This window comes from Novosphingobium sp. (genome assembly GCF_027489515.1).
GTDB lineage: Bacteria > Pseudomonadota > Alphaproteobacteria > Sphingomonadales > Sphingomonadaceae > Novosphingobium.
Genome location: NZ_JAIXZS010000058.1, coordinates 38,108 through 62,222 on the forward strand (window position 1 = coordinate 38,108; position 24,115 = coordinate 62,222).

Annotated in this window: 23 protein-coding genes; 12 read left to right on the top strand and 11 right to left on the bottom strand. The window is 61.8% G+C overall.

Going from position 1 to position 24,115, the window contains the following annotated elements; genetic code table 11:
- Positions 1 to 40: 40 nt before the first annotated feature.
- The 5 genes from Q0082_RS10100 to Q0082_RS10120 all read right to left on the bottom strand — a co-directional run bounded on the left by Q0082_RS10100 (position 41) and on the right by Q0082_RS10120 (position 3,357).
- Positions 41 to 826, bottom strand: coding sequence for an adenylate cyclase (locus Q0082_RS10100; RefSeq protein ID WP_298192109.1), 786 nt, complete (start codon positions 824 to 826; stop codon positions 41 to 43).
- A 21-nt stretch (positions 827 to 847) separates the two neighbouring features.
- Positions 848 to 1,519 (bottom strand): DUF4230 domain-containing protein, encoded by a 672-nt coding sequence (locus tag Q0082_RS10105; RefSeq protein ID WP_298192111.1) that lies wholly within the window; start codon positions 1,517 to 1,519, stop codon positions 848 to 850.
- On the bottom strand, positions 1,501 to 2,460 hold the full coding sequence (locus Q0082_RS10110) for an MBL fold metallo-hydrolase (RefSeq protein ID WP_298192113.1): 960 nt from the start codon (positions 2,458 to 2,460) through the stop codon (positions 1,501 to 1,503). Before Q0082_RS10110 ends, Q0082_RS10105 begins: the two co-directional genes overlap by 19 nt.
- 66 nt (positions 2,461 to 2,526) lie before the next feature.
- Positions 2,527 to 3,021, bottom strand: coding sequence for a DUF1465 family protein (locus tag Q0082_RS10115; protein WP_298192114.1), 495 nt, complete (start codon positions 3,019 to 3,021; stop codon positions 2,527 to 2,529).
- 138 nt (positions 3,022 to 3,159) lie between these two features.
- The gene (locus Q0082_RS10120) at positions 3,160 to 3,357 is read right to left on the bottom strand and encodes a DUF465 domain-containing protein (RefSeq protein WP_054122704.1); all 198 of its coding nucleotides are present in this window, start codon (positions 3,355 to 3,357) and stop codon (positions 3,160 to 3,162) included.
- 297 nt (positions 3,358 to 3,654) lie between these two features.
- On the opposite strand from Q0082_RS10120, the gene Q0082_RS10125 reads away from it, so the two are divergent.
- From Q0082_RS10125 to Q0082_RS10155, 7 genes are all read left to right on the top strand, one after another.
- On the top strand, positions 3,655 to 3,822 hold the full coding sequence (locus Q0082_RS10125; protein WP_298192117.1) for a DUF465 domain-containing protein: 168 nt from the start codon (positions 3,655 to 3,657) through the stop codon (positions 3,820 to 3,822).
- 189 nt (positions 3,823 to 4,011) lie between these two features.
- Positions 4,012 to 6,285, top strand: a complete 2,274-nt coding sequence (gene ptsP, locus Q0082_RS10130; protein WP_298192120.1) for a phosphoenolpyruvate--protein phosphotransferase — start codon at positions 4,012 to 4,014, stop codon at positions 6,283 to 6,285.
- A 119-nt stretch (positions 6,286 to 6,404) separates the two neighbouring features.
- Complete coding sequence (locus Q0082_RS10135; RefSeq protein ID WP_298192122.1) at positions 6,405 to 7,358, top strand: RodZ domain-containing protein; 954 nt, start codon at positions 6,405 to 6,407, stop codon at positions 7,356 to 7,358.
- 96 nt (positions 7,359 to 7,454) lie between these two features.
- Positions 7,455 to 8,450, top strand: coding sequence for a tetratricopeptide repeat protein (locus Q0082_RS10140; protein WP_298192124.1), 996 nt, complete (start codon positions 7,455 to 7,457; stop codon positions 8,448 to 8,450).
- A 7-nt stretch (positions 8,451 to 8,457) separates the two neighbouring features.
- Positions 8,458 to 9,420, top strand: coding sequence for a tRNA lysidine(34) synthetase TilS (gene tilS, locus Q0082_RS10145; protein ID WP_298192126.1), 963 nt, complete (start codon positions 8,458 to 8,460; stop codon positions 9,418 to 9,420).
- A 92-nt stretch (positions 9,421 to 9,512) separates the two neighbouring features.
- Positions 9,513 to 11,453 (top strand): ATP-dependent zinc metalloprotease FtsH, encoded by a 1,941-nt coding sequence (ftsH, locus tag Q0082_RS10150; RefSeq protein ID WP_298192202.1) that lies wholly within the window; start codon positions 9,513 to 9,515, stop codon positions 11,451 to 11,453.
- A gap of 21 nt (positions 11,454 to 11,474) precedes the next feature.
- Positions 11,475 to 12,455 carry a quinone oxidoreductase gene (locus tag Q0082_RS10155; protein ID WP_298192129.1) on the top strand — a complete coding sequence of 327 codons (981 nt, stop codon included), beginning with the start codon at positions 11,475 to 11,477 and terminating at the stop codon, positions 12,453 to 12,455.
- A 13-nt stretch (positions 12,456 to 12,468) separates the two neighbouring features.
- Here Q0082_RS10155 and Q0082_RS10160 read toward each other — a convergent pair whose 3' ends face one another.
- A complete protein-coding gene (locus Q0082_RS10160) occupies positions 12,469 to 13,500 on the bottom strand; it encodes a DUF3667 domain-containing protein (RefSeq protein ID WP_298192132.1) in 1,032 nt (343 codons plus the stop codon).
- 547 nt (positions 13,501 to 14,047) lie between these two features.
- Between Q0082_RS10160 and Q0082_RS10165 the strand changes: the two genes are divergently transcribed.
- Genes Q0082_RS10165 through Q0082_RS10185 form a run of 5 tightly spaced genes read left to right on the top strand, consistent with a single transcriptional unit; the run spans position 14,048 to position 17,766 of the window.
- Positions 14,048 to 15,328: a M23 family metallopeptidase gene (locus Q0082_RS10165; protein WP_298192134.1), complete on the top strand. Its 1,281-nt coding sequence runs from the start codon at positions 14,048 to 14,050 to the stop codon at positions 15,326 to 15,328.
- 53 nt (positions 15,329 to 15,381) lie between these two features.
- A complete protein-coding gene (hemB, locus tag Q0082_RS10170; protein ID WP_298192136.1) occupies positions 15,382 to 16,377 on the top strand; it encodes a porphobilinogen synthase in 996 nt (331 codons plus the stop codon).
- A 7-nt stretch (positions 16,378 to 16,384) separates the two neighbouring features.
- Entirely contained in the window at positions 16,385 to 16,918 is a 534-nt protein-coding gene (locus Q0082_RS10175) for a GNAT family N-acetyltransferase (protein ID WP_298192138.1), read from the top strand.
- Positions 16,919 to 16,928: 10 nt separating this feature from the next.
- Entirely contained in the window at positions 16,929 to 17,498 is a 570-nt protein-coding gene (locus tag Q0082_RS10180; RefSeq protein ID WP_298192141.1) for a gamma carbonic anhydrase family protein, read from the top strand.
- On the top strand, positions 17,479 to 17,766 hold the full coding sequence (locus Q0082_RS10185) for a DUF167 domain-containing protein (protein WP_298192143.1): 288 nt from the start codon (positions 17,479 to 17,481) through the stop codon (positions 17,764 to 17,766). The genes Q0082_RS10180 and Q0082_RS10185 overlap by 20 nt, the downstream gene beginning before the upstream one ends.
- Here Q0082_RS10185 and Q0082_RS10190 read toward each other — a convergent pair.
- From Q0082_RS10190 to clpA, 5 genes are all read right to left on the bottom strand, one after another.
- The gene (locus Q0082_RS10190; RefSeq protein WP_298192144.1) at positions 17,744 to 18,382 is read right to left on the bottom strand and encodes a YoaK family protein; all 639 of its coding nucleotides are present in this window, start codon (positions 18,380 to 18,382) and stop codon (positions 17,744 to 17,746) included. The genes Q0082_RS10185 and Q0082_RS10190 overlap by 23 nt on opposite strands.
- Positions 18,383 to 18,417: 35 nt before the next feature.
- Positions 18,418 to 18,819, bottom strand: coding sequence for a globin (locus Q0082_RS10195; RefSeq protein WP_298192146.1), 402 nt, complete (start codon positions 18,817 to 18,819; stop codon positions 18,418 to 18,420).
- A gap of 74 nt (positions 18,820 to 18,893) precedes the next feature.
- Positions 18,894 to 20,489: a cisplatin damage response ATP-dependent DNA ligase gene (locus Q0082_RS10200; protein WP_298192148.1), complete on the bottom strand. Its 1,596-nt coding sequence runs from the start codon at positions 20,487 to 20,489 to the stop codon at positions 18,894 to 18,896.
- 30 nt (positions 20,490 to 20,519) lie between these two features.
- The gene (locus Q0082_RS10205) at positions 20,520 to 21,524 is read right to left on the bottom strand and encodes a ligase-associated DNA damage response exonuclease (RefSeq protein ID WP_298192204.1); all 1,005 of its coding nucleotides are present in this window, start codon (positions 21,522 to 21,524) and stop codon (positions 20,520 to 20,522) included.
- Positions 21,525 to 21,625: 101 nt separating this feature from the next.
- The gene (gene clpA, locus Q0082_RS10210) at positions 21,626 to 24,001 is read right to left on the bottom strand and encodes an ATP-dependent Clp protease ATP-binding subunit ClpA (RefSeq protein WP_298192149.1); all 2,376 of its coding nucleotides are present in this window, start codon (positions 23,999 to 24,001) and stop codon (positions 21,626 to 21,628) included.
- Positions 24,002 to 24,115: the final 114 nt, after the last annotated feature.

Consider the following 24,115-nt stretch of genomic DNA (forward strand, 5'->3'; position numbering starts at 1 on the left):
GTCGAGAGAGAGCCCGTGCCCTCTCTGTTGCGCCCGGCACTTAGGCAGGCCCGGAGCTACGGGCAATAGCCTCTGCGTACGCCGCCACCACCGGCATGCCGGAGAGCAGCTGGATGAGCCCGTGAACCGCGACAATCAGCACCATGCCGAGGATTGTGGCCGGGTGGACGCGGCCGAGCACCTTTGCGTCGTGCCGCGCAATGATTCCGAGGAAGCCGATCTGAAAGGCGGCCTCGACCCAGGCGCCCGCGATCTGGCCGAGCAGCGGCATAGGCAGGAGCCGACCAAGGGCCGGCTCCATGAGGATGACGGTTGCAACGATCATCAGCCGCCGATGCCACTGCGTCTGCCTGCGCAGGGCAATCGCGGTCGCCACGATCAGCGCGAAGACGGTCACCTCGACATGCGTGAGTGCCAGAAAATAGGGATTCGTGAAAAATGGCGGAACGCGGTGCATGGCGAGGGCCATTCGGCCCGCGAATGCGCCGAGCCCGACAATGACGAGAACAAGCACGAGACTTGCCCACCCGAGACGTCGATGCAGCACGAGGTTTCCGCTTGCCGCAAGACTGTTTTGCGCGACGAGAGTTCCAAGCCAGCCGAGCATGGCGAGGCCATGGGCATGGATATAGAACGGAGTCCTGACCGGGTTGACGAATCCGCGCAAGGCCCACTGCAGAAACCCGAATACGATAAGGGCGGCCAGCACCTGCGCAAGGCGGGTGAAGAACTGTTGATCGGACTGATACGAAGACAGCGACCGCACTGCTGCAAGTTCCATATGCCCACTCCCATGGTTTGTCAGTGACGTGACCGTCTGGGCCAAGCTATCCCCCGGAAGGGCAAGCTATGGCCTTGCGGCTTCTCCATCAATCGAAACCGACAGTTTGACGTCGCCGAATCCGGCCACCTGCAAGGGGATAGCAAGATTCTGACGAATGGCGTCTTTCGCCGCGGAACGGGCCAATCCCAGGAGGACCGGATTGGCTGCCTGCTGCACCGCAAGTTGTTCGGCGAGCTTGGTGTTGTCCCGTGTCAGCTTGTCCTGCGCGGCGCGTGTGATCCAAACGCCTTCCCTCAGATACTGCGCGCGCGCTTCGTCGAGGTTCGGGCGCGTGACTTCGAGAGCGGGCAAGCGCACGGTCAGGGTCTTGCTTGCAGCGTCCCATCTCATGCGGTCCCGGCCAACTCTGCCAAGGTCTATAGCGTAATCCACGCGTGCCGGGATGACGGCAACCTGTCGCGATGTGACGAGCCCAAACAACCGGCTATCATCGCTGGCGACAACCGGCGCGAGTTCGGCGCTGAACACAGTCAGGCGATCCTGCTTGTCGAATGCGACCAGGCTCGTCGCAAGCGGATCGCCGATCGGTTCCGGTCGCCAGATCAGCCAAGCCAGCCAGACCGCGATGGCGGCCGCGCCAAGGAACAGCAGCCAAGGCAAAACCGCCAGTTGTCGACGAACCGGTTGCACCTGTGCCGACGGCAGGGGCGACGGGGTCAGGCGATCAAGGTCCATTGCAGCTCCGGCGCCTCGGGCCCGCGGGCGATGCGGCCTTGCGTTTCGAGATCGATGAGGTGCGCAAGCACGGAACGGCCCGCCGCACCATTCAGGCGCGGATCGAGGCCCTTGTACATCTGGGCGACCATTTCCGGGATGGTGAAAGATGCCTCGCCAAGCAGGCGCAGGATCTGCGCTTCACGCTGGCGCCGGTGTCCGATCATCCCGCGCACGAGCTGCTGGGGCTTTGTGACGGCAGGGCCATGCGCCGGATAGTAGACCTGATCCGCACGGCTTTGGAGTTTCTGCAGCGAAAGCATATAGGCGCTCATGTCGCCGTCTGGTGGGGACACGACAGTCGTCGACCAGCCCATGACATGGTCGCCTGTGAACAAGGCGCCGGTTTCCAGCAAGGCAAAGCACAGGTGATTGCTGGTGTGGCCAGGGGTTGAAATCGCCTCGAGCGTCCAGCCATCGCCGGCAATCCGCTCCCCGTCCGCAAGAACCCGGTCGGGTTTATAGAGCGGATCAAATTCAGCATCGGCCCTGACACCGATACCGGCGCCGCTGTCATCGATGGCAAGCGCAGCGCAACCGATGACTGGCGCGCCCGTCGCAGCCTGCAAAGGCACCGCAGCAGGACTGTGATCGCGGTGGGTATGGGTGCACATTATCGCAACCAGCCGCTGACCCTCGATAGCCTTGAGGATTGCATCGACATGCCCGTCGCCGTTCGTGTCCGCGTGACCGGGGACTCCCGAGCCGGCGGGGCCAGGATCGATAACCGCGACATCTTGTCCGTTGCCCACCAGATAGGTCTGGGTGCCGTTGAACGTGAAGGGGGAAGGGTTCGGAGCGAGCACGCGACGCACCAGCGGTTCGACCAGCACCGCAAGGCCGGTATTCCATTCGGACCGATCGGGTATCGAGACGCCCGGCGCAGGAGAGGTAGAAGCCATGCATGCCGTATGGGGATTTTCGGGCAGCCGCGCAACGCTGCGTGGCTTGATCGGTATTACCGAGGGTTACATTGGAGCCGGGATTGCGGCTGCCAGTCGCTGGCGCAAGCGCTCGATCGCGCTTGCGGACGTTGACTGGTCGCCCCGCCAGGCACGTTCGAGCCGCTGGATGCGAGCATAGAGCCGTTCGCTTTCATGCACGCAGCGCTGGGCCTCGGCAGGCAGGCTCTGCACCTGCACTGGATCGCTGAGGGGGAAATTCGCGATCAGCCGCCCGTGCCGGCGTAGCTGCAATTCGCTGAGTTCGCCGGCAAAATAGGCCCGATGATTGAGCAACCATGCGAGGCAATGCATGATCCGGGTCGTCGTACGCAATGCCTCGCAGCTTACTTGCACATGCGCCAGATCAGCGTCGGGATCGTCGTTTGCCCCTACCAGCGCGCGTCTGTCATGCCCTTGCCGGAGCCGGTCGAACACCGCGCGTACCTCCTCCGCGAGCACGAGTGCCTCGGCGTAGAGCGCTTCGATGATGCGCGGGTTGAGGTCGGGCATGAGTGCCATGGAACGCGCTTAAGCCCATCGCGCCCCACCCTTCAACTCATGCCCTATGGCGCATTCACCACGTTTTGAAACTGTGCCGGAACGATACGCCTAACCCCGTTCGGCGGGGGTTGCTCGCGCGCAGCCAAGAATCTGTAATCACGCAATAATGTCGGGAATCAGATAATCCTCCAGCAAGGCGATCTGGTCCTTCAGCCGCAACTTCCTTTTCTTGAGGCGGGCTACTTGCAATTGATCATGGGCACCGGTGCCTGACAGGGCATCGATGGCCGCGTCGAGGTCGCGATGCTCGATACGCAGCATTTCGAGCCGCTTGCGCATTTCGTCTTCGGTCAACCGCGCCACTCCTAGATATTGTCTCGCACGCCGTGGTCCTCTTCCGCCGTCTGGCGCGATTGCAGGCCACCACGTGTTAACGCTTCTCTGCAACCGGATACGCACAAACGCGCGTGTTGGACATCCCGGCGCAGAGAGGCTTGCAAGATACGGTGATTGTGGGACCATGACAACGCGCCCGCTCGGACGAGTCGAGGCCGACACGTCCTTGCCGGCGCGAAACTTCGGCTCCTATTCTCCGGCAGCGATCCTGCCGCCGGGATGAGGCGAAGCTGGTGTCCTTGAGGAGGTTGCCGCATGGAACTGTCGCATATCAGCGCTCTCGAATCCAAGCATGCAGGTCTTGAACGGCGCATCGCCGAAGAACAGGGCCGTCCGTCGCCCAACGATGCCCTGCTGAAGGAACTCAAGCGCCGAAAGCTGCGAATCAAAGAAGAGTTGGCCCAGGTGCAGCAGGTGCATTGACCTACCTGCTCTTTTAGTCGGCGGCGGGCAGCCCGAGCATTTGGCAGGCCCGCCGCACCGCAGTGTGGCTTTGCGTTGACGCCACCTGTGGCCAATACCGCCACCGCTTCCCGTCAATCGGATACGAATTCATGAACGCCAGCGGCGCTGCAGTTTGCAAACTGCCTGGTCTGCGCTAGGCCTTCTCTCATGATCACCGCTGCCGCCGCTGCCCGCGCGATCCTGACATCGCTTCACGAGGTCATGGCATCCCGCGCCGGTGCCCAGGCAAAGCTCAACCAGATCGTTGATATCATTGGCGACAAGCTGAACAGCGAGGTCTGTTCGATCTACCTGTTGCGCGAAGGCATGCTCGAGCTGTTCGCCACCCGCGGCCTGAATCAGGCGGCGGTCCATGTGACCCGCATGGCTGTGGGCGAAGGCCTGGTCGGCACCATTGCCGCGAATATCGAGACGCTCAATCTGGCTGAAGCGGCAGCGCATCCGGACTTCGCATTCTTTCCGGAAACGGGGGAAGAACGCTTCCATTCCTTTGCCGGTGTGCCGATCGTCCGGCGCGCGCGTGCGGTTGGCGTGCTGGGCGTGCAGCATGTCGAACCGCGGCGCTATGAAGAAGTTGAAATCGAGGCGCTTCAGACCGTTGCGATGGTGCTGTCCGAGCTCATCGCCAACGCCGATCTGATCGACGAAGAGGATGCGCTCGGGGCCGATGCGCACCTCACAGGGCATGAGCGCATTCCGGGACTTACGCTGGTCAAGGGACTCGCCAGCGGTATTGCCGTCTTTCACCAGCCCCGCGTGACGATCGAACATGTCGTTGCTGAAGACACTGAGGCTGAGCGTCAGCGGGTCTATCTCGCGTTTGACAAGATGCGCGAGCAGATCGACCGGATGGCAAGCCAGGCCGAGTTCGGCATGGGCGGCGAACACGAGGAGGTCCTCGAGACCTACCGCATGTTTGCCTACGATGAGGGATGGAGCCGCCGGATCAACGAAGCAATTGATTCGGGCCTTACTGCTGAGGCGGCGATCGAGCGGGTCCAGCAACGAACCCGCATGCGCATGCGGCAGATCGACGATCCGCTGCTGGCCGATCGCATGCACGACCTCGAAGACCTTTCCAACCGCTTGCTCCGTATCGTTTCCGGGCAGCTGGGAACGGCAGCCAGCCTGGGGCTTAAAGGCGATGCCATCCTCATTGCGCGCAACCTTGGTCCCGCCGAACTGCTGGAATATGATCGGCGCCGGCTGAAGGGCGTGATCCTGGAGGAAGGATCGCTCACAGCCCACGTAGTCATCGTCGCACGCGCGATGGGGATCCCTGTTGTCGGGCGCATTCGCGGGTTGCGCGCAAAGGTTCGCGAGGGCGACCAGTTGTTGCTCGATGGCGACCAGGGTGTCGTTGATGTCAGACCAGCCCCCACGCTTGTGGAGGCGTTCGAGGCCCGCTTTGCGCGAAATCGCGAACGGCAGGCGCTTTACGCGGCCATGCGTGATGTCGAGCCCATTTCGGCCGATGGTCAGCGCGTGCGAGTGATGATCAACGCGGGTCTGCGCGATGACATGCCGATGCTCAACCTGACCGGTGCGGATGGCATCGGACTGTTCCGCACCGAGTTCCAGTTTCTGGTTTCTGCAACGCTTCCCGCTCGTGAGCGTCAGACACGGCTTTATCGCGATGTGCTGGACGCCGCCGGCGATCGTCCGGTCGTGTTCCGCACGGTGGATATCGGTGGCGACAAGGTTCTGCCCTACCTGCGCCATAACGACGGTGAGACCGAAGAGAACCCCGCCATGGGCTGGCGCGCATTGCGGGTGGCCCTTGAGCGGGACGGTCTCCTCAAGGTGCAGGCTCGGGCGCTGCTCGAAGCCGCGGGTGGACGTACACTCAATGTGATGTTCCCCATGGTCACGGAACCCTGGGAATTCGATGCGGCCCGGGCCGTATTCGAAAGCCAGCTCGCGTTTCTCAAGCAGCAGAAGAAGCTTTTGCCTGATGCGATTCGCTACGGCGCCATGCTTGAGGTGCCGGCGCTTGCCGAATGTCTCGATATCCTGGCCCCGCGCTTGTCATTCCTCTCCATCGGGACGAATGACCTGACGCAGTTCCTCTTTGCTGCCGATCGCGCCAACCCAAAACTGGCTGAGCGGTATGATTGGCTATCTCCGGCAATCCTTCGCTTTTTGCGCCGTGTTGTGCTGGCGGTTGCACCCTCGGGCACCGATGTCACGGTGTGCGGGGAGATGGGCGGTCGGCGGCTGGAGGCGCTGGCTTTGCTCGGTATCGGCATCACCCGGCTGTCGATTACCCCTGCGGCGGTCGGTCCGATCAAGGAGCTTGTCCGCAAGGTTGAGCTTCCTGCCATTCAGGCCGCAATGGCCGGCTGGCTTGCGCAGCCCCCTGCCGATCTGCGCGCAGAGATTGCTGCCTGGGCGACCGCGCATGGCATTGACTATGATTGAACTCGTCGCAGCATAGCGTCGGATCATACCGCTGCGGACTCAAAATCATTGACTTTCTTGGCCGGTACATGCTGCCTCTCCCCGGGCTCGCACTCAGATAGAGAATACCCGGAACAACAATGAACGACGGGAGTTACGCCGTGGCCAAGGGCGGCGACCGCAATCTGGTCCCTGCTGACCACTCGCACGCTTCGGAGAGTTCCGAAGTCGAGTCTGTTTTGCCGATCGGTACCGATGCACCTGCTAGCGTATCGCTCCGGCTCGCGGCGGCTCGTCAGGCGCTAGGGCTTAGTGTGGCTGAAGTGGCATTGCGCACGCGCGTCACGCTGCGTCATATCGAGGCTCTGGAGGCAGGGGATTACGGTGCGATGCCCGGGCGGCCTTACGCAATCGGCTTCGCAAAGGCCTATGCGCGGGCTGTAGGCCTGCCGGATACAGAGATTGCTGATGCAGTCCGGGCAGAGCTTCAGGGCAATGCACCTCGCGTTGAGCCGCGTATGCTCAACCAGTTCGAGGTAGGTGATCCTGCCAAAACCCCTTCACGGCTTGTCGGCTGGCTTGCGCTGCTGCTTGTCGGCGCGATTCTCGCCTTGGGAGGCGTGTTCTGGCGCAGCTATTATGCGCCGGCCGTGGCCCTGCCTTCGTTGGTGCGCGAGCCCGAGCAGTTGCCGGTCGGTACACCGCCCACCAAAGTAGCTGCACCTCAGGCAGTTGCTTCTCGGGTGCCCGAAAATGGTCCCGTGATCTTCACCGCGCTGGAAGAGGGCATCTGGGTCAAGTTCTACGATGGGCAAGGCAAGCAGTTGATGCAGAAGCAGCTTGCCAAGGGTGAAAGCTACACCGTGCCTGCTGACGCTGCCGAGCCGAGGCTTTGGACAGGCCGGCCGGACGCCCTTTCGATCACGATTGGCGGCCAAGCGATCCCTCGGCTGTCAGATGCCGAGAAGGTCATCAAGGACGTGGCCGTTGATGCAGCCAGCTTGCGCGCTCGCCCGGCTTCGCCCCAGCCATCTCCCGATGCAGGTGCTTCGCCAACCGGTCGCAGTGCGTCGAGCAGCAGTGGCAATCTGTGAGAAACCCGACAATTGGCGAATGAATTCTCGTCCTGATGCTTGCACGCGCACCGCAACGCAGCGCATGGAAGGCGCGATAATCCGACGGGAGTGACAATGAAGATCATGATCGGCTCTGGCCGTACAGGTTCGGCGATGGTCCTCGCCCTGGCGGCCTTCTCGGCAACCTTGACCCCCTTGGGGCAACACTCTGCCGCGCAAGCGCAAGCAGCATCTGAGAGCACCGACGTTCGGCTGCGGCGAATCGAGGCGGAGTTACGGGCCGTTCAGCGCAAGGTCTTCCCCGACGGTGCCGGCAAGACTTTCGGCCCTGACATTACGGCGCCCGCAAGTGGCACAATCCCGCCCGTGCCGACGCCTACTGCGGTCACCGATCTCCTCACGCGCATGGACGCTGTTGAAGCGCAGCTTCAGCGGTTGACAGCTGCAAGCGAGGAAAACCAGAATCACGTCGCCAAGCTTGAAGCCCGCCTCGCGGCGTTGGAGGCGGCTGGCTCTTCGGCGCCAACAGCAGGTTCGACCGCTGCCCAACAGCCTTTGACAAATCCGGCCCCTTCCACACCGTCGCCTTCTGCTGAAGCGGTGACACCACCCAAGCCCGCTTCGAAACCGACGACGACGACGAAACCTGATGTTGTGAAGGCCGAAGCATCTCCCGACCGCGTGGCCGCAGTGATGGCTATCCAGAAGCCTTCGAGCGACGACAAGGGTGAGGACGAATACACGTACGGCTACCGTCTCTGGGAAGCCAAGTTCTTCCCTGAGGCTCAGCAGCAGCTGCTGCGCGTGGTCCAGCAATATCCCCGCCACGCCCGCATCAGCTATGCACGCAACCTTTTGGGCCGGGCCTATCTGGATGATGGAAAGCCCGGAACCGCCGCGCAGTATTTTCTCCAGAACTATCAGGCCGATCGCAAGGGCGATCGTGCAGCGGACAGCTTGCTCTATCTTGGTGTCGCGATGAGCCGCCTGAAGGAAGAGAAGCGTGCATGTGTCGCGTTTGCAGAGTTTCGCCAGACTTATCCCTCGGAACTGGCAGGGCGCCTGAAGTCGCAATATGAGGCGGCGACCAAGCCGGTGGCTTGCAATTGATAGGGTGATGGAAACCCGCTTCGCGGCGGAGTGGGAGGCGATCTGGCCCGAGCGGAGATCAGTAGGCTTGGCCGTTTCAGGCGGGCCTGACAGTCTGGGACTCCTCCTGCTTGCCCGTTCTGCGATCCCGGGCTCTTTCATGGTCGCAACGGTTGACCATGGCTTACGCCCAGAGAGTGCGGCTGAGGCGCGATATGTCGCCAGTCTGTGTGGCAAGCTTGGCGTCCGGCACGACACATTGACCCTTGAATTATCCCCAGGGCCGGCGTTGCAGGAGCGTGCGCGCAGAGCTCGGTATGCGGCGCTCGGGCAATGGGCGGTCAAGAACGGCCTGCCGGCCATTGCGACAGCCCATCACGCCGATGATCAGGCCGAAACGCTTCTGATGCGCCTGTCACGCGGCGCCGGTGTGCGCGGACTTGCGGCTATGCGCGCGCGCTCCCCGCTGCCCGGCCACCCAGAATGCCTGCTGCTGCGTCCATTGCTCGGCTGGCGCCGTAGCGAACTGGCGGGGATTGTGGCCGAAGCCGGCATCCAGCCCGTGATGGATCCTTCGAACAGCGACCTTCGCTTTGAACGCGCAAGGATGCGCCAGCAGCTGGGCGCCATCAAGAGTCTCGACCCTTTGGCCGTGGCCGCCAGCGCGCGGCATCTTGCCGAAGCAGAGACCGCCATCACATGGGCGGTGGAGCACTGCTTTGCCTGCTTCAGGATGGATGATGGTATCGGATACTGGGATCCGGGTGATGTCCCGAAGGTCGTGGCCCTGCGCGTTCTCGAGCGGATTGTAGGCGAACTTGGTGCCGGAAAGCCACGCGGCAGTGCTATCTCCCGCTGGCATGATCACCTGCGGACAGGCGGGATCGCTACGCTTGCCGGGGTACGTGGTGACGGGCGAAGGCCAGAATGGCGGTTTGCACGTGCTCCGAACCCGCGAACTTCATCCGATTCCGAGACGGGACGTCTCTAAGGGCAAGAAAATCGCACCTCGGGTTATATTGCCATTCCCCAAGGTCGTCCTACATTGGAGATAGTGACTTACCCCGGATCGAAAGCCGCGCCATGAATGATGACCAGCCGCAGGGCAATCCCTGGATCAAGAGTCTCCTGATCTGGGGCGGCATTTTTCTTGCACTGCTGCTCGTCGTGTCGATGTTCAACACGCGGACCGATCCGGCCGGCACGATGATTCCCTACTCCGACTTCCGCGCCAGCGTCGTGCAGGACAACGTGCGCGAAGTGCAGGTCGGGCCGGACCGGATCACCGGAACGCTCAAGAACGACCAGCAATTCAGCACAGTCCCGGTCCCTGGCGACGTCGAACTGACCAAGCTTCTGCAGGAACATGGCGTCCGTTACGCGGGCAAGGCGCAGGAAGAGCCGAACCTCCTGCTCTATATCCTTGCACAGTCGCTGCCGTTCCTGCTCATTTTGGGCGTGGCTTTCTTCGCGCTGCGGCAGGTTCAGAAGGGTGGCGGCTCCGGGGCGATGGGCTTCGGCAAGTCGAAGGCCAAACTCCTTACCGAGCGTTCCGGCAAGGTCACCTTTGATGATGTGGCTGGCATCGACGAGGCCCGCGAGGAATTGCAGGAGATCGTCGAATTCCTGCGAGATCCAAGCCGCTTCTCCAAGCTTGGCGGCCAGATTCCGAAGGGTGCATTGCTTGTTGGTTCGCCAGGCACCGGAAAGACCCTGCTTGCCCGCGCGATTGCCGGCGAGGCTGGCGTTCCCTTCTTCACCATCTCCGGTTCGGACTTCGTCGAGATGTTTGTCGGCGTCGGTGCCAGCCGTGTCCGTGACATGTTCGATCAGGCGAAAAAGAACGCGCCATGCATCGTGTTCATCGATGAAATCGATGCGGTTGGCCGTCATCGCGGCCATGGCCTTGGCAATTCGAATGACGAGCGCGAACAGACTCTCAACCAGCTGCTGGTCGAGATGGACGGTTTCGAGGCGAACGAGGGCATCATCATTATCGCTGCAACCAATCGGCCTGATGTGCTTGATCCAGCCTTGCTTCGTCCTGGCCGCTTCGACCGTCAGGTCGTGGTTCCAATCCCTGACATAGACGGGCGTGAGAAGATTCTCAGCGTGCACATGAAGAAGGTGCCGCTTGCTCCCGACGTCCTCCCGCGGGTTATCGCGCGCGGTACCCCGGGCTTCTCAGGTGCGGACCTTGCCAATCTCGTGAACGAGGCGGCGCTACTCGCTGCCCGCCGCAACAAGCGGCTGGTCGCGATGCAGGAATTCGAGGACGCCAAAGACAAGGTCATGATGGGCGCCGAACGTCGCTCGATGGTGATGACGGACGACGAGAAGAAGATGACCGCCTATCACGAGGCCGGTCACGCGATTGTGTCGATCAACGAAGCTGCGTCAGATCCTATCCACAAGGCCACGATCATTCCTCGTGGCCGTGCACTTGGCATGGTGATGCGCCTGCCGGAGCGGGACAGCTATTCCTATCACCGCGACAAGATGCACGCCAATCTCTCAGTCAGCATGGGTGGCCGCGTCGCCGAGGAACTGATTTTCGGTTACGACAAGGTTTCGTCCGGCGCGTCGTCCGATATCCAGTACGCCACCAGCCTGGCGCGCAGCATGGTCACCAAGTGGGGCATGTCCGATAAGCTCGGGCCGCTGCAATACGAAGAAGCGCAGGAAGGCTATCTTGGCATGGGCGGCTCGCAGCGCACCATGATGTCGGACGAGACAAACAAGCTCATCGATAGCGAAATCCGGATGCTGGTCGATGGGGCGCATGCCCGGGCCACTGACATCCTGAAGTCGAATGAGGACAAGCTTCATCTGCTGGCGCAGGCCCTGCTGGAGTACGAGACGCTGAGCGGAGAAGAAATCCGCGCCTTGATGGAGAACGGCAAGCTCGACCGGCCCGAAGCGCCAAGCGGTCCTGCGCGGCCTGTGACCTCGCAAGGAGCGACCGTACCGCGTGCTGGACGGCGATTCGCTGGATCGGGCGATCCCCACCCTGCCGGGGCCTGAGCAAGCGCTCGTAAGCGAGATATGGGCACTGACAGCGAAGCCATTGTCATCCGCCGCTATGGCGGACCGGGCGTCCTGCAACTTGAACCAGTCAAAGTCCCTCTGCCAGCACCAGGCGAACTGCTCGTTCGCCAGCATGCAGCGTCCGTCAATTTTCATGATATCTATGTTCGCTCGGGTTCCTATCGGACCCTCGAGCTTCCTGGCATCCCGGGCCTTGAGGCTGTTGCTACAGTCGAGGCTGTCGGCGAGGGGGTGACCGACTTCGCCGTAGGCGACCGGATAGCTTACATCGCCCGAAACTACGGCAGCTATGCACGCCACCGTGTCATCAATGGAGCGCTGGCTGTGCCGGTGCCGGCCGGCCTCGATCATGGGATGGCGGCGGCCTGGTTCCTCAAAGGCCTTACGGCGCAGGCGCTGGTTGACGAGGTCGAGCCGGTTCGGCCCGGCATGTCCGTGCTGGTTCAGGCGGCAGGCGGCGGTGTCGGCCAACTTGTGGCGAGGATGGCGCGTCGCAAGGGCGGATTCGTGATCGGCACTGCTGGATCTCCGGAGAAGGCGGCAATTGCGCTTGCTGCCGGATGCCACGAAGTGATTCTGTATCGGGAGGAAGATGTCGCTTCGCGCGTCATGGCTTTGACGAACGGGGAAGGTGTCGGCGCGGCATACGACGCAGTTGGCGCCGATACCTTTGAGGGCTCGTTGGCATCGCTTTCCATCAAGGGACACCTTGTCCACTATGGTCAGGCGTCCGGGCCCATTCCGGCGTTCGATCTTTCCCGCCTTGGCAGCAGGTCCGCCAAAGTCTCGCGGCCGTTCCTGTGGCCTTACATCTCGACGCGCGATGCACTCCTCGGCGCAGCACGGAAGCTGTTCGCAGCAATGGAAGCTCGCGAATTACCGCTCACGCTGGGCGGCCGCTATGCATTGGCAGATGCGGCACAAGCGCATCGCGCCTTGGAAACGCGGGCAGCCGGTCCGTTCGTGCTCGATTGTTGATCGTGTCGCGGGTTCAGCCCGCGCCCGCTTCCGCGGCAATAACGACAAGGTAGATCACAAGTGCGGTGAACGCGAAGACGAGCAACGCTCCCGTTCGCAGAAAAGCGCCGAAACGCGAAACGCCGTAGGTGCCGCGCAACTGCTTGTACATATGAAGGGGTGGAACCAGCGCGAGCAGACCGCCCAATGACTCAGCGCCGATCGCGCTCGCAACCATGCTGGCCGCAAAAAGCAGGGTCATGAAGCTGAGCGAGTAGGTAACGAAAACCGTATGGTCGTAGAGGTGAAACCTCCGACTGAACGGAAACAGCAGCCACAGGAACGGGACCGAGATAGGCACTAAGGCCCAGCTGTATTTATAGGCATGGCTCTGCATCTTGTAGAGCGCCAGCTTGGGGTTGCTCTTCGTCTCGTCGATCACTTCGTCGAGGATCGAAAAGCCAGTCGACGAAAGTTTTTCCCCGCCCAGTCGGCGCATGGCAGCAAGTGCTCTTTCCTGTTGGGCGACCTCGGTCTCGAGGTCGTCCGTATCCACTCCTTTCGCTTCTGCTGCGGCCAGCCTTGCCCGCGAAGCATTTAGAGATCTCTCCACCTCTTGGGTGCCCTTGGACAATCCAACGTTGATCTGGACCTGCTTGTCTTTGTCCAGGTCCAGTTCGCCGGCCGTCTGCTGAATGACGGCGAACATGACGAATACACTGAACAGAAATAGGGCAAGCGGAGAAACGTAGCTGGCTCGGCGGCCATCGATATACTCGCGGGTCAACCGACCAGGCCGTAAGGCCAACAGCGGAAGTGTGCGCCAGATCTTGCCTTCGAAGTGAAATACGCCGTGGAGCAAGTCGTGGAAGAAGGCGCCAAGAGTTCGATGCACGTGCGCTGTCTGTCCGCAATTGTGGCAATGGCTGCCAATCAAGGGCGTATTGCAGTTGAGGCACGCGCTTTCATGGGTATGCCCGTCTTCGCCCTCACCTGCTTCAGGCTCGAACGCCCGCGCGGTCAGACCTGCGCCAATGGCATCACCCAGTACCTGTGCCTCGCTCATGCCCCGCAGTCCCGCCTTGCTGTGTTCGGATCAGGCCCTGACGGTAGCGAATCCTGCTCGTGCTGACCATGCTTGGAAACGCAGTCAGCCCGCAATAGACCGGAAATCCTTGCAAGCGCCCAATGCACCTGCGGTCCATGAGTTTACGCCGAATTAACCCTGAAGGTGCAGGGCTTGTCGCCTGTCAGGAGCATGCGATGCCTATCCGCATGGATCGGGTTCAGCGGTGGAAAGGGAAGCAGCCGGAGTGTTGGGCCCACGCGAGGACTTCGGGCTGGCCAACCACGTGACCTTTGGTCGCGCGCGTCCGGGCGTCGCACCTGCACGCCGCGCGCGTATACTTCCAACGTCAGAAGCGCCTATCGCTCCTCCGCCGCCACCTCAGGTGAGCGATTGTCACCCTTCAAGGCGATGGACCCTCTGGTGCCGCCGTGTTGAACGGTGGACGGATCGCCATGAACTTACAATCGATCTTGCCGAGAATGTCGGCAGTGCCGGATGGTTTCGAGGCTTTGGTCTTCTTCTGGGTCTCATCCTCATTGCAATCATGTGTTGGCCGCGTTTCGCACCGCTTGAGGCGGCAACACTGGTTTCGCTGGACGAAGCGTCGTTGAACGAGTTCCGCGCGCAATCGCTGCGATCGCTCTCGACCGGGTCGACACAGGGGCGGCACTTCGCCGCAACTGACGCTGTAAACCGTCTGGCTGCAGCTCCCGAGCGGCCGCAAATCCAGCTTTCGGCTACGATCGGCGAGAACGACAGCCTACCGCGGATGCTGCAGCGAGCCGGTGTCGGTTCAGGGGATGCGGGGCAAGTCGCTGCCATGGTCGCCAGTGCAGTCCCCCTTTCGGATATCGCGCCCGGCACCCGCTTTTCCATTACGCTCGGGCCGCGCAGCAATGCTTCCGATCCTCGGCCGCTGCTCACCATCGGCTTTCGCCCGCGGTTCGATCTGGCCTTGTCTATCAGTCGGCAAGGTGGTGGCCTATCGCTCGCGCGCAAGGCGATTGCCATCGACGTTACCCCGCTGAGAGTTCAGGGGCTTGTCAGTTCGAGCCTCTATCGATCAGCTCGCGCAGCCGGAGCTCCGCCAAGCGCCGTCCAGGATTATCTGCGCGCGATCGATCAGGCCGTACCATTCGAGGAGATCCAGCCGACGGACACCTTCGATCTGGTGGTATCATACAAGCATGCTGCGGATGGGGCGGGGGAGGCCGGTGAGCTTCTGTATGCAGGCATAATGCGTTCGGGTCAGCCGCGTGCACAGTTGCTGCGGTGGGGGCCTGACGGCAGTTTCACCTCGCTGGCAGACCTTTCCGGAAGTGGGCAGGCAGAAGCGGGATTGTTTGGCGCACCGGTCGCAGGACACGAGACATCGGGGTTCGGCATGCGCCGCCATCCGATCCTTGGCTATACCCGTATGCATTCCGGCATCGATTTCGCTGCTTCCTGGGGATCGCCGATCTACGCTGTCACCGATGGCCGTGTGCAATACGCCGGCTGGCATGGCGGGCACGGAAACTACGTCAGGCTTGATCATGGCGGAGGTATCGCCACCGGATATGGACATATGAGCCGGATTGCGGTTGCGCCGGGTATGCTTGTGCGACGCGGGCAGATCATTGGCTATGTTGGATCGACCGGCCTTTCGACCGGTGCGCACCTCCACTACGAGGTTTATCGCGGTGGGCAGGCTGTCGATCCTCGTTCAGTGCGAATGGTCCAGCGACGCCAGACCGTTGATCCCAAGCAGGTTGCTGCATTCAAGGCGCGGTTGCAGGCGCTTCTTTCCATCCGGCCAGGGGTTGTCCTTGGCGCACAGCGCTAGGTAGACGCGTTCGTCTTGTTGCTCAAAGGTGCTGCAGCGCCTAGAACGGGGACATGTCTGCCGGCTATCCCAACGTTCGCCTTCGCCGCACACGCGCCACTGCGTGGAGCCGCGCCCTGCACCGCGAAGTGCTTGTCACCCCCGCCGATCTGATCTGGCCTCTGTTTGTGACGGAGGGGCGCGGGGTTGAGGATCCGATCGGGTCGCTGCCTGGTGTATCGCGCTGGTCGGTCGATCTGGTGGCTGAGCGGGCCCGTGAGGCGGCTGCGGCCGGCATTCCCTGCATTGCACTTTTTCCGAACACCCAACCGGAACGTCGCAGCGAGGACGGTGCCGAAGCGCTCAATCCGGACAATCTCATGTGCCGCGCGATCAAGGCGATCAAGGATGCCTGCGGCGAGTCACTCGGCGTTCTGACCGACGTAGCACTGGATCCGTACACCAGCCATGGGCAGGATGGTCTGATCGATGGCGAGGGGTATGTCCTCAACGATGCAACGGTCGATGTCCTGGTCGGACAGAGCCTCAATCAGGCGGCCGCTGGCGCTGACATCATCGCTCCGTCAGATATGATGGACGGCCGCATTGGTGCGATCCGCGAAGCGCTTGAAGCGGCAGGGCACATCAACGTCCAGATCATGGCCTATGCGGCGAAGTATGCATCCGCTTTCTACGGTCCGTTCCGTGATGCCGTCGGATCGAGCGGATTGCTCAAGGGCAACAAAAAAACCTACCAGATGGATCCCGGCAATGCCGAGGAAGCTCTTCGCGAGGTCGAACTCGACATTGCCGAAGGCGCCGACAGCGTCATGGTGAAGCCTGGACTGCCTTATCTCGATATTGCGCTGCGCGTGAAGGAAGCCTTCCAGGTACCAGTCTTCGCGTATCAGGTGAGCGGAGAGTATGCCATGATCGAGGCGGCGGCGGCAGTGGGGGCGGGTGACCGCGATGCGCTCGTGCTGGAAACCCTCCTTGCCTTCAAGCGCGCAGGTTGCTCGGGTGTGCTCACATACCATGCACTTCATGCAGCTCGGCTGATGGGCTCCTGAAGGCTGCATGATTGACACCGAGCGGCTGATCTTGCGCCCTTGGTGCAAGGGTGATTGCGAGCCGTTCTGGGCGATGGCTTGCGATCCCCGCGTCATGGCTTATCTGCCTCCGCTCACCCGCGCAGACAGCGACGAGGCGGTTGACCGGATGATTGCGATCGAGCGCGAACATGGACATGCATTCTGGGCACTTGAGCGCAAAGCCGAAGGCGATTTCATCGGTTTTTGCGGCATACTTCCCCCGCGCCCGCCCATTTTCGAGTACGAGATCGGCTGGCGTTTGGCACAGAACGCCTGGGGGCATGGTTATGCACGAGAGGCGGCTGAAGCTTCGCTCGCGTGGGCATGGGAGAACCTCTCCGTCCCTGCCATCATGGCCATCACGAACATTGCCAATACCCGCAGTTGGGGGCTGATGGAGCGTCTTGGCATGATCCGATATCCTGATGAGGATTTCGATCATCCCGAGCTTGCCGAGGGCGATCCACTGCGACCCCACATTCTCTATCGTATCCACCGGCCTTCTCATGCGGCCGTCTGAAGGAAGTGGCATGCACAAGGACGTCACAATCGCAGCCATTCACGGCAATGCACCACGCATCCACCCGAGCGCGTTCATTGCGCCGGGATGCAGGATCATCGGCGATGTCGAGATCGGGCCGGATGCTTCCGTTTGGTACAATTGCGTGATTCGCGGCGATGTGAATCGCATCGTGATCGGCGCTCGCAGCAACATTCAGGACGGGACCGTGATCCATTGCGACAGCCCCGACCCACGTCATCCGCAGGGCTTTCCGACCGTGATCGGCGAAGATGTACTAGTGGGCCATATGGTCATGCTGCACGGCTGTACGTTGGAGAACCGCGCGTTCGTGGGGCTCGGCGCCGTGGTGATGAACGGCGCGGTGATCGAAGGGGACGGCATGCTTGCTGCCGGTGCGCTGCTCACACCGGGCAAGCGCATTGCCGCGCGCCAGTTGTGGGGAGGGCGCCCTGCATCCCATATGCGCGACCTGACCGACCAAGCGATTCATGAGATGCAGTTGGGCGTCGCGCACTATGTTGGCAATGCGCGTGCCCACAACGAGGCGTTGGCCCGCCATGGCACGACCGAAGCCTGATCTACCTTCTGCGAGCGTGCTCCGGTCACTCGCCGATGCCGACGGGAGACTCTCGGTTCGTGTCACGCCCGGTGCGCGATGCGAAGGCATCGAGATTGTTTCCGGCCGTGTCATCGTCAAGGTGAGAGCGAAGCCGGAAGACGGCAAGGCAACGGCCGCTGTGGTTGAGCTGCTCGGGCAAGCGCTAGTTATGCCGCCGTCTGGGATTGCCTTGTTGCGCGGCGCAACTTCGCGGGAAAAGTTGTTCAGGATTCCGCCGGCAGTCTGATCGCGACCAATGTCATCATGGCTGCCCAAGCCGCCGCAATCCACAAGCAGCCGAACGGAAATCGGCTCTGCAGGGACGCGCCGAGTACAGCGCCGGTCAGCAGCCCACACCACAGCAGACCCCATTGTATCCATCCCGGCTCTGCCTTTCCCACAAGCCAAAGCGCCAATCCTTGCCCAAGACGGACAAGCGCGCCGGTCATGTAGGTCAGACCTACCGTCACTTCACCGTCGCGCTGGAAGGTGTTGTTGGTTACCCCCATGGCCAGCACGAGCGCCGCGAGCATGACAGGTTCACTGCCAAATCCTCGCGCGGCCGCACCAATCAGTAGAAGCGCCGTGACAACGCCAAGGATAACCGGCTTTCGGCGGCTTCCAGCCCGAAGTGCAAGCAGCGCTCCCAGCGCCACACCGCATACAAAACCGGCGATAAGCACCGCTGGGAAAAGGGCAGTTCCTGACAGGGTGCTGAGTGCGACACCCAATCGCGTTGAATTGCCAGACATGAACGACACGAAATGGCCCTCGGCCGAAAGGAAACCGACTGCATCGACGAAACCGGCGAGGCCGGAGAGGGCAATTGCCAGCCTGCGTCGTTCCGGATCATACCTGAGCATGTTGGAAGCCTACCTGATTGCCCGATAGTGGCCAATCAAGCCTTCGCCATCCCCATGGCCATCCGCTCCAATATGTCGGCCAGCGCCTCGGAAATGACTGTATCACCGGGCGCGATGTCAGTGATGGCACGGCGCATTGCATTGGCCCACTGACCGGCCGTCACTCTGTCTATACCAAGCGGGGCATGCATGCTCACCATGCACTTGCCTGGGTTCGCTTCCCACCATGTCCGCGGGCCGCCGCTCCAGCCGGCGAGGAATAGCGGCAGCGATTCGCGCATGGGGGCGAGGTCCGGAGCGTGCATCGCTCTTAGCGCAGCAAACTCGGTCTCGGTTTCCATGAGGTCGTAGAAGCGGTCGCTGATCCGGCGCAGAACAACCAAGCCCCCAATTCGATCAAAGGGGCTGACATTTTGGGTATCGGGCGGGTTGGCCAAGAATCTTCACTCCAGCGGCGCATTGCGGCAATCCAAGTCATGCCAGTGAGGCGCATCAACCGCCTTGACGGAGATCAAGTTACCAGCGCGCGCAAAGCCTCGAGCCGATTGGCTTCATGCGCCGGCTTGTCATGGCGAATGCGGTGGATTCGGGGAAACCGCATTGCCAACCCTGACTTGTGCCGTTTGCTGAGATGAACCGAATCGAAGGCCACTTCGAATACAAGACTTCGGTCGGTTTCTCGCACCGGGCCGTACTTTGCCACTGTATGCTGCCGGACATGGCGATCCAGAAAGCGCAGCTCTTCGTCGGTGAAGCCGAAGTAGGCCTTGCCGACCGGCAACAATTCAGCGCCAGCATCCGGATCGCCATTCCAGCACCCGAACGTGAAATCGGAATAGAACGAGGAGCGTTTGCCGGAGCCACGCTGAGCATACATCAGCACGCAATCAATCAGCAACGGCTCACGCTTCCATTTGTACCACAGCCCGGCTCGGCGCCCCGCGACATAGGGCGATTGGCGGTGCTTGAGCATGATGCCTTCGATCGCAGCGTCGCGCGCACCGGCGCGGATCTCGGCCAGCGCTTCCATGTCTTTTGCCGCAATCGTTTCCGAAAGGTCAAAGCGTTCCGCATCAAGCCTTGGTATCAGCGCTTCCAGCCGGATCCTCCGTTCGGTCCAGGGGTGCTCGCGCAGGTCCTCGCCCCCATCGATCAGCAGGTCATAGAGCCGCACGAAGGCTGGCGCCTCCGCAAGCATCGCTTTCGATACGGTCTTGCGGCCTAAACGTTGCTGCAAGGCATTGAAGCTGGCCGCACCGCCAGTTTCGCCGCCCTGATGGCTCCCTCGCACCAGCAGTTCGCCATCGAGGACAGCCGGGAATGGCAGCGCCGCAGCAATTTCCGGGAAGCTTGACGAAATTTCGTCTCCGCCGCGGGAATAGACGCGCGTTTCGCCGCCGACATGGACGAGTTGCACCCGAATACCGTCCCATTTCCACTCGGCGACGTAGTCCCCCAGATCAATCGCTTCATCCTCAAGCGGGTGCGCGAGCATGAAGGGGCGAAACAGCGGCAAGAGATCGGTGCGTGGAGGCGGCGCCGTCCCGTTGGCCCAGGCAAACAGCGGCAGATAAGGCGGGCTCTGGCCGTGCCAGTACTCCCCCACATCATCGACCGTAACGTTGAAGGCCTGTGCGAAGGCCACCTTGGCCAGCCGCGCTGAAACGCCGATCCGCAGCGCACCGGTTGCAAACTTTATGAGGGCATATCGGCCCGGCGTATCGAGCCGGTCGAGCAGGCCTGCCAGCACTTGTGACGCACCGGCCCGCGTTACCTGACTGAGCGACGTCACGACTTCGCTTAGGGTGGGTGGTGGGCCTGCTGGAGCAGGCTCCGGTTCGGGCCAAAGAAGGCTGGCCGTCTCCGCCGTATCGCCAACAAAGTCTCGCGAGAGCGTCCAGAGCACGGGGTCCACCCGATCAGCCATCAGGCTGCGGACGGTACTGGCCTTGATTGCAGGAAAATCGACCGCACCAGTCAGCGCTGCCAGCGCCCAGCCGCGGTCCGGATCCAGCGTCTCACGAAGATAGGCCGCGATCAGCATGAGTTTCCCATTGCGCGACGGCGTGAGCAGCAGTCGATCGAGCAGTTCTGCGAAGGTCTTCACCAGCGCCTCTTGCTGATGCAGCGCGGCGAGCTAATCATCTTCGTCCTCGTACCCTGTCAGCGCCAAAGCGCGGGCACGGCGCTGGTGGATCTCGCACCAGCGCAGAAGCGCCTCCTCTCGGCCGTGTGTGATCCATGTCTCGGCCGGATTTACGTCCGCAATGGTAGCTGTGAGTTCATCCCAGTCGGCATGATCGGAAATGACGAGTGGCAACTCCACCCCTCGCTGCCGCACCCGCTGCCGTACCCGCATCCACCCTGATGCCATGGCTGTAACGGGGTCAGGCAGACGGCGGCTCCAGCGGTCGTTGAGCGCGGATGGCGGACATATCACGATGGCACCGGCAAGATCAGCCTTGGGTACTCCGGCGGCGGGTCGCAGGTCGCCAAGAGGTACGCCTAGCTCCTCATAGAGGCGACACATGGTTTCCATCGCACCATGGAGATAGATCGGATCATGCCAGCCCGCGTTGCGTAGCTCGGCGATGACTCGCTGCGCTTTCCCCAGCGCGTAGGCGCCAACAAGGATGCAGCGCTCTGGGTTCGCGGAACAGGCCGCGAGCAGGCGCGCGATCTCCTCGCCAATCGGCGGATGGCGGAATACGGGAAGGCCAAAGGTCGCCTCTGTGATGAAGAGATCGCAGGGCGTGACCGCAAAGGGCTGGCAAGTGGGGTCCGGGCTACGCTTGTAGTCACCGGTGACGATGATCCGCTCACCCGCATGTTCAAGCAGGATCTGTGCTGAACCCAGAACGTGCCCGGCGGGTAGAAACGTTGCAGTGACGCCTCCACCGAGCGCAACTGGTTCGTGATACTCGGCCGGCAGCGCTCCATCTGCAACGCCGTAACGGACTGCCATGATCGCAAGTGTCGCGGGAGTGGCCATTGTCTGCGCATGTCCGCCCCGTGCATGATCCGCGTGGCCATGCGTGACCAGCGCCCTGCCGACGGGACGCGCCGGATCGATCCACGCATCTGCGGGAACGATTCGAATGCCCATAGGCTCCGCTTTGATCCACGTGAAACAGCCGGCCATGGCCATGAAATGGCGCAGACACCGCCAGTGCGCCAGAGACAAAAAGGGCGGAAACCCGAAGGTTCCGCCCCAATTGCTTCAACCAGCGCTGTCGGCAGGCCTCAAGCCTCGTCGGCGTTCGGCTCCTCCGCCGTGGCTGCACCGCCCTTGCCCTTGCGCGCCTTCTTCTTGACGAGCTTGGGCGCTGCCGGGGTCAACTCGAACGACAGTGCAGTCGCCTTGCCTTCCTCTTCTTTGAGGCTGACGTGGACCTCACCGCCGTTGGCGAGCTTGCCGAACAGCAGTTCCTCGGCAAGCGGCTTCTTCACCTTCTCCTGGATCACCCGACCCATCGGACGTGCGCCATACAGACGGTCGTAACCCTGCTTGGCAAGCCAAGCGCGGGCATCGCTATCGAACTGGATGTGCACGTTCTGCTCCGCCAGCTGAAGTTCGAGCTGGAGGATGAACTTGTCGACCACGCGGCTGACGACCTCAGGCGGCAGGTACGCGAAGGGTACGATTGCATCGAGCCGGTTGCGGAACTCGGGGGTGAACATCTTCTTCACCGCCTCGTCTCCCGCGTCAGCCTTGGACACGTCACCGAAGCCGATCCCCTGACGAGCCATGTCGCTGGCGCCGGCATTGGTCGTCATGATCAGCACAACATTGCGGAAATCGACCGTCTTGCCATGATGATCGGTAAGCCGGCCGTTATCCATGACCTGTAGCAGGATGTTGAACAGGTCCGGGTGCGCCTTCTCGATCTCGTCGAGGAGCAGGACGCAGTGTGGCTGCTGGTCGATCGCATCGGTAAGCAGACCGCCCTGATCGAAGCCGACGTAGCCCGGAGGCGCACCGATGAGGCGGCTGACCGAATGGCGCTCCATGTATTCGGACATGTCGAAGCGCTGCAGCGGGATACCCATGATCTGGGCGAGGCTGCGCGCAACTTCAGTCTTGCCAACACCGGTCGGGCCCGAGAACAGGAACGAGCCGATCGGCTTGTCCGGATCGCGCAGGCCCGCACGGCTGAGCTTCATGGCCGAAGACAGCACCTCAATGGCCTTGTCCTGACCGAACACCAGCCGCTTGAGATCGCGGTCAAGATGTTCGAGTACCTTCTTGTCGTCGCTGGAGACCGACTTGGGCGGTATGCGCGCCATGGTCGCGATGACCTGCTCGATCTCGCGTGCAGTGATCACTTTCTTGCGCTTTGAAGGCGGCACCAGCATCTGCATCGCGCCAACCTCGTCGATCACATCGATCGCCTTGTCCGGCAGCTTGCGGTCATTGATGTAACGTGCCGACAGTTCGACAGCAGTCTTGATCGCATCCGGCGTGTAGCGCACCTTGTGGTGCTCCTCGAAGGCCGTACGGAGGCCCTTGAGGATCTTGATCGTGTCCTCGATCGTCGGTTCGTTCACATCGATCTTCTGGAACCGGCGCAGCAGCGCACGGTCTTTCTCGAAGTGATTGCGGAATTCCTTGTAGGTGGTCGAGCCGATGCAGCGGATCGTGCCGCCCGACAGCGCAGGCTTCAGGAGATTTGAGGCGTCCATCGCCCCGCCACTGGTTGCACCGGCGCCGATCACGGTGTGAATCTCGTCGATGAACAGGATCGCATGCGGCATCTTCTCGAGTTCCGAGACGACCTGCTTGAGCCGTTCCTCGAAATCGCCGCGATAGCGCGTGCCAGCAAGCAGCGCGCCCATGTCGAGCGAGTAGATTACCGCCTCGCTAAGGACTTCGGGTACTTCGCCTTCGACAATCTTGCGAGCGAGGCCTTCTGCGATGGCCGTCTTGCCCACGCCGGGATCACCCACATAGAGCGGATTGTTCTTGGAGCGGCGGCACAGGATCTGGATCGTGCGGTCCACTTCGGGGCCACGCCCGATCAGCGGATCGACCTTTCCGTTCAGCGCTTTCTCGTTGAGATTGACTGTGAACTGGTCGAGCGCGGAATCCTTCTTGGCGCCGCTCTTGGCATCCGTCTTTTCTTCCTGCTGCGGCTGGGCCTCTTCGCTGCCCTTGGGGCTGCGGCTTTCCACCTGGCGACCGCCCTTGCCAATGCCGTGGCTGATAAAGCTCACAGCATCGAGCCGGCTCATATCCTGCTGCTGCAGGAAATAGACCGCATATGAGTCGCGTTCCGAGAACAGCGCCACGAGCACATTCGCGCCGGTCACTGTATCTTTCCCCGAGGACTGCACGTGGAGGATGGCGCGCTGGATCACGCGCTGGAAGCCCGCCGTTGGCTGGGGGTCGGCTTTGTCCTGGGTCTTGAGCGATTGATACTCCTGATCGAGGTACTGGCGAACGACTTCGCCGAGATCGCCCAGATCGACGCCGCAAGCCTGCATGACTTGCGCTGCATCCGGGTCGTCGATCAGTGCGAGCAGAAGATGCTCCAGAGTCGCATACTCGTGGCTGCGCTCCGATGCATTGCTGAGCGCAGAATGCAGCGTCTTCTCAAGGCTTTGCGCGAAACTGGGCATGGCAGTTCTTTCTCGTCGGCCGTCAATTGACCGATTGCGGCTGGTTCCCTTGCGGGAGATGAACATGCTTGCGCTTAACCGGGGCTAAACCGAAGCTGCGCAAAAGTGACATCC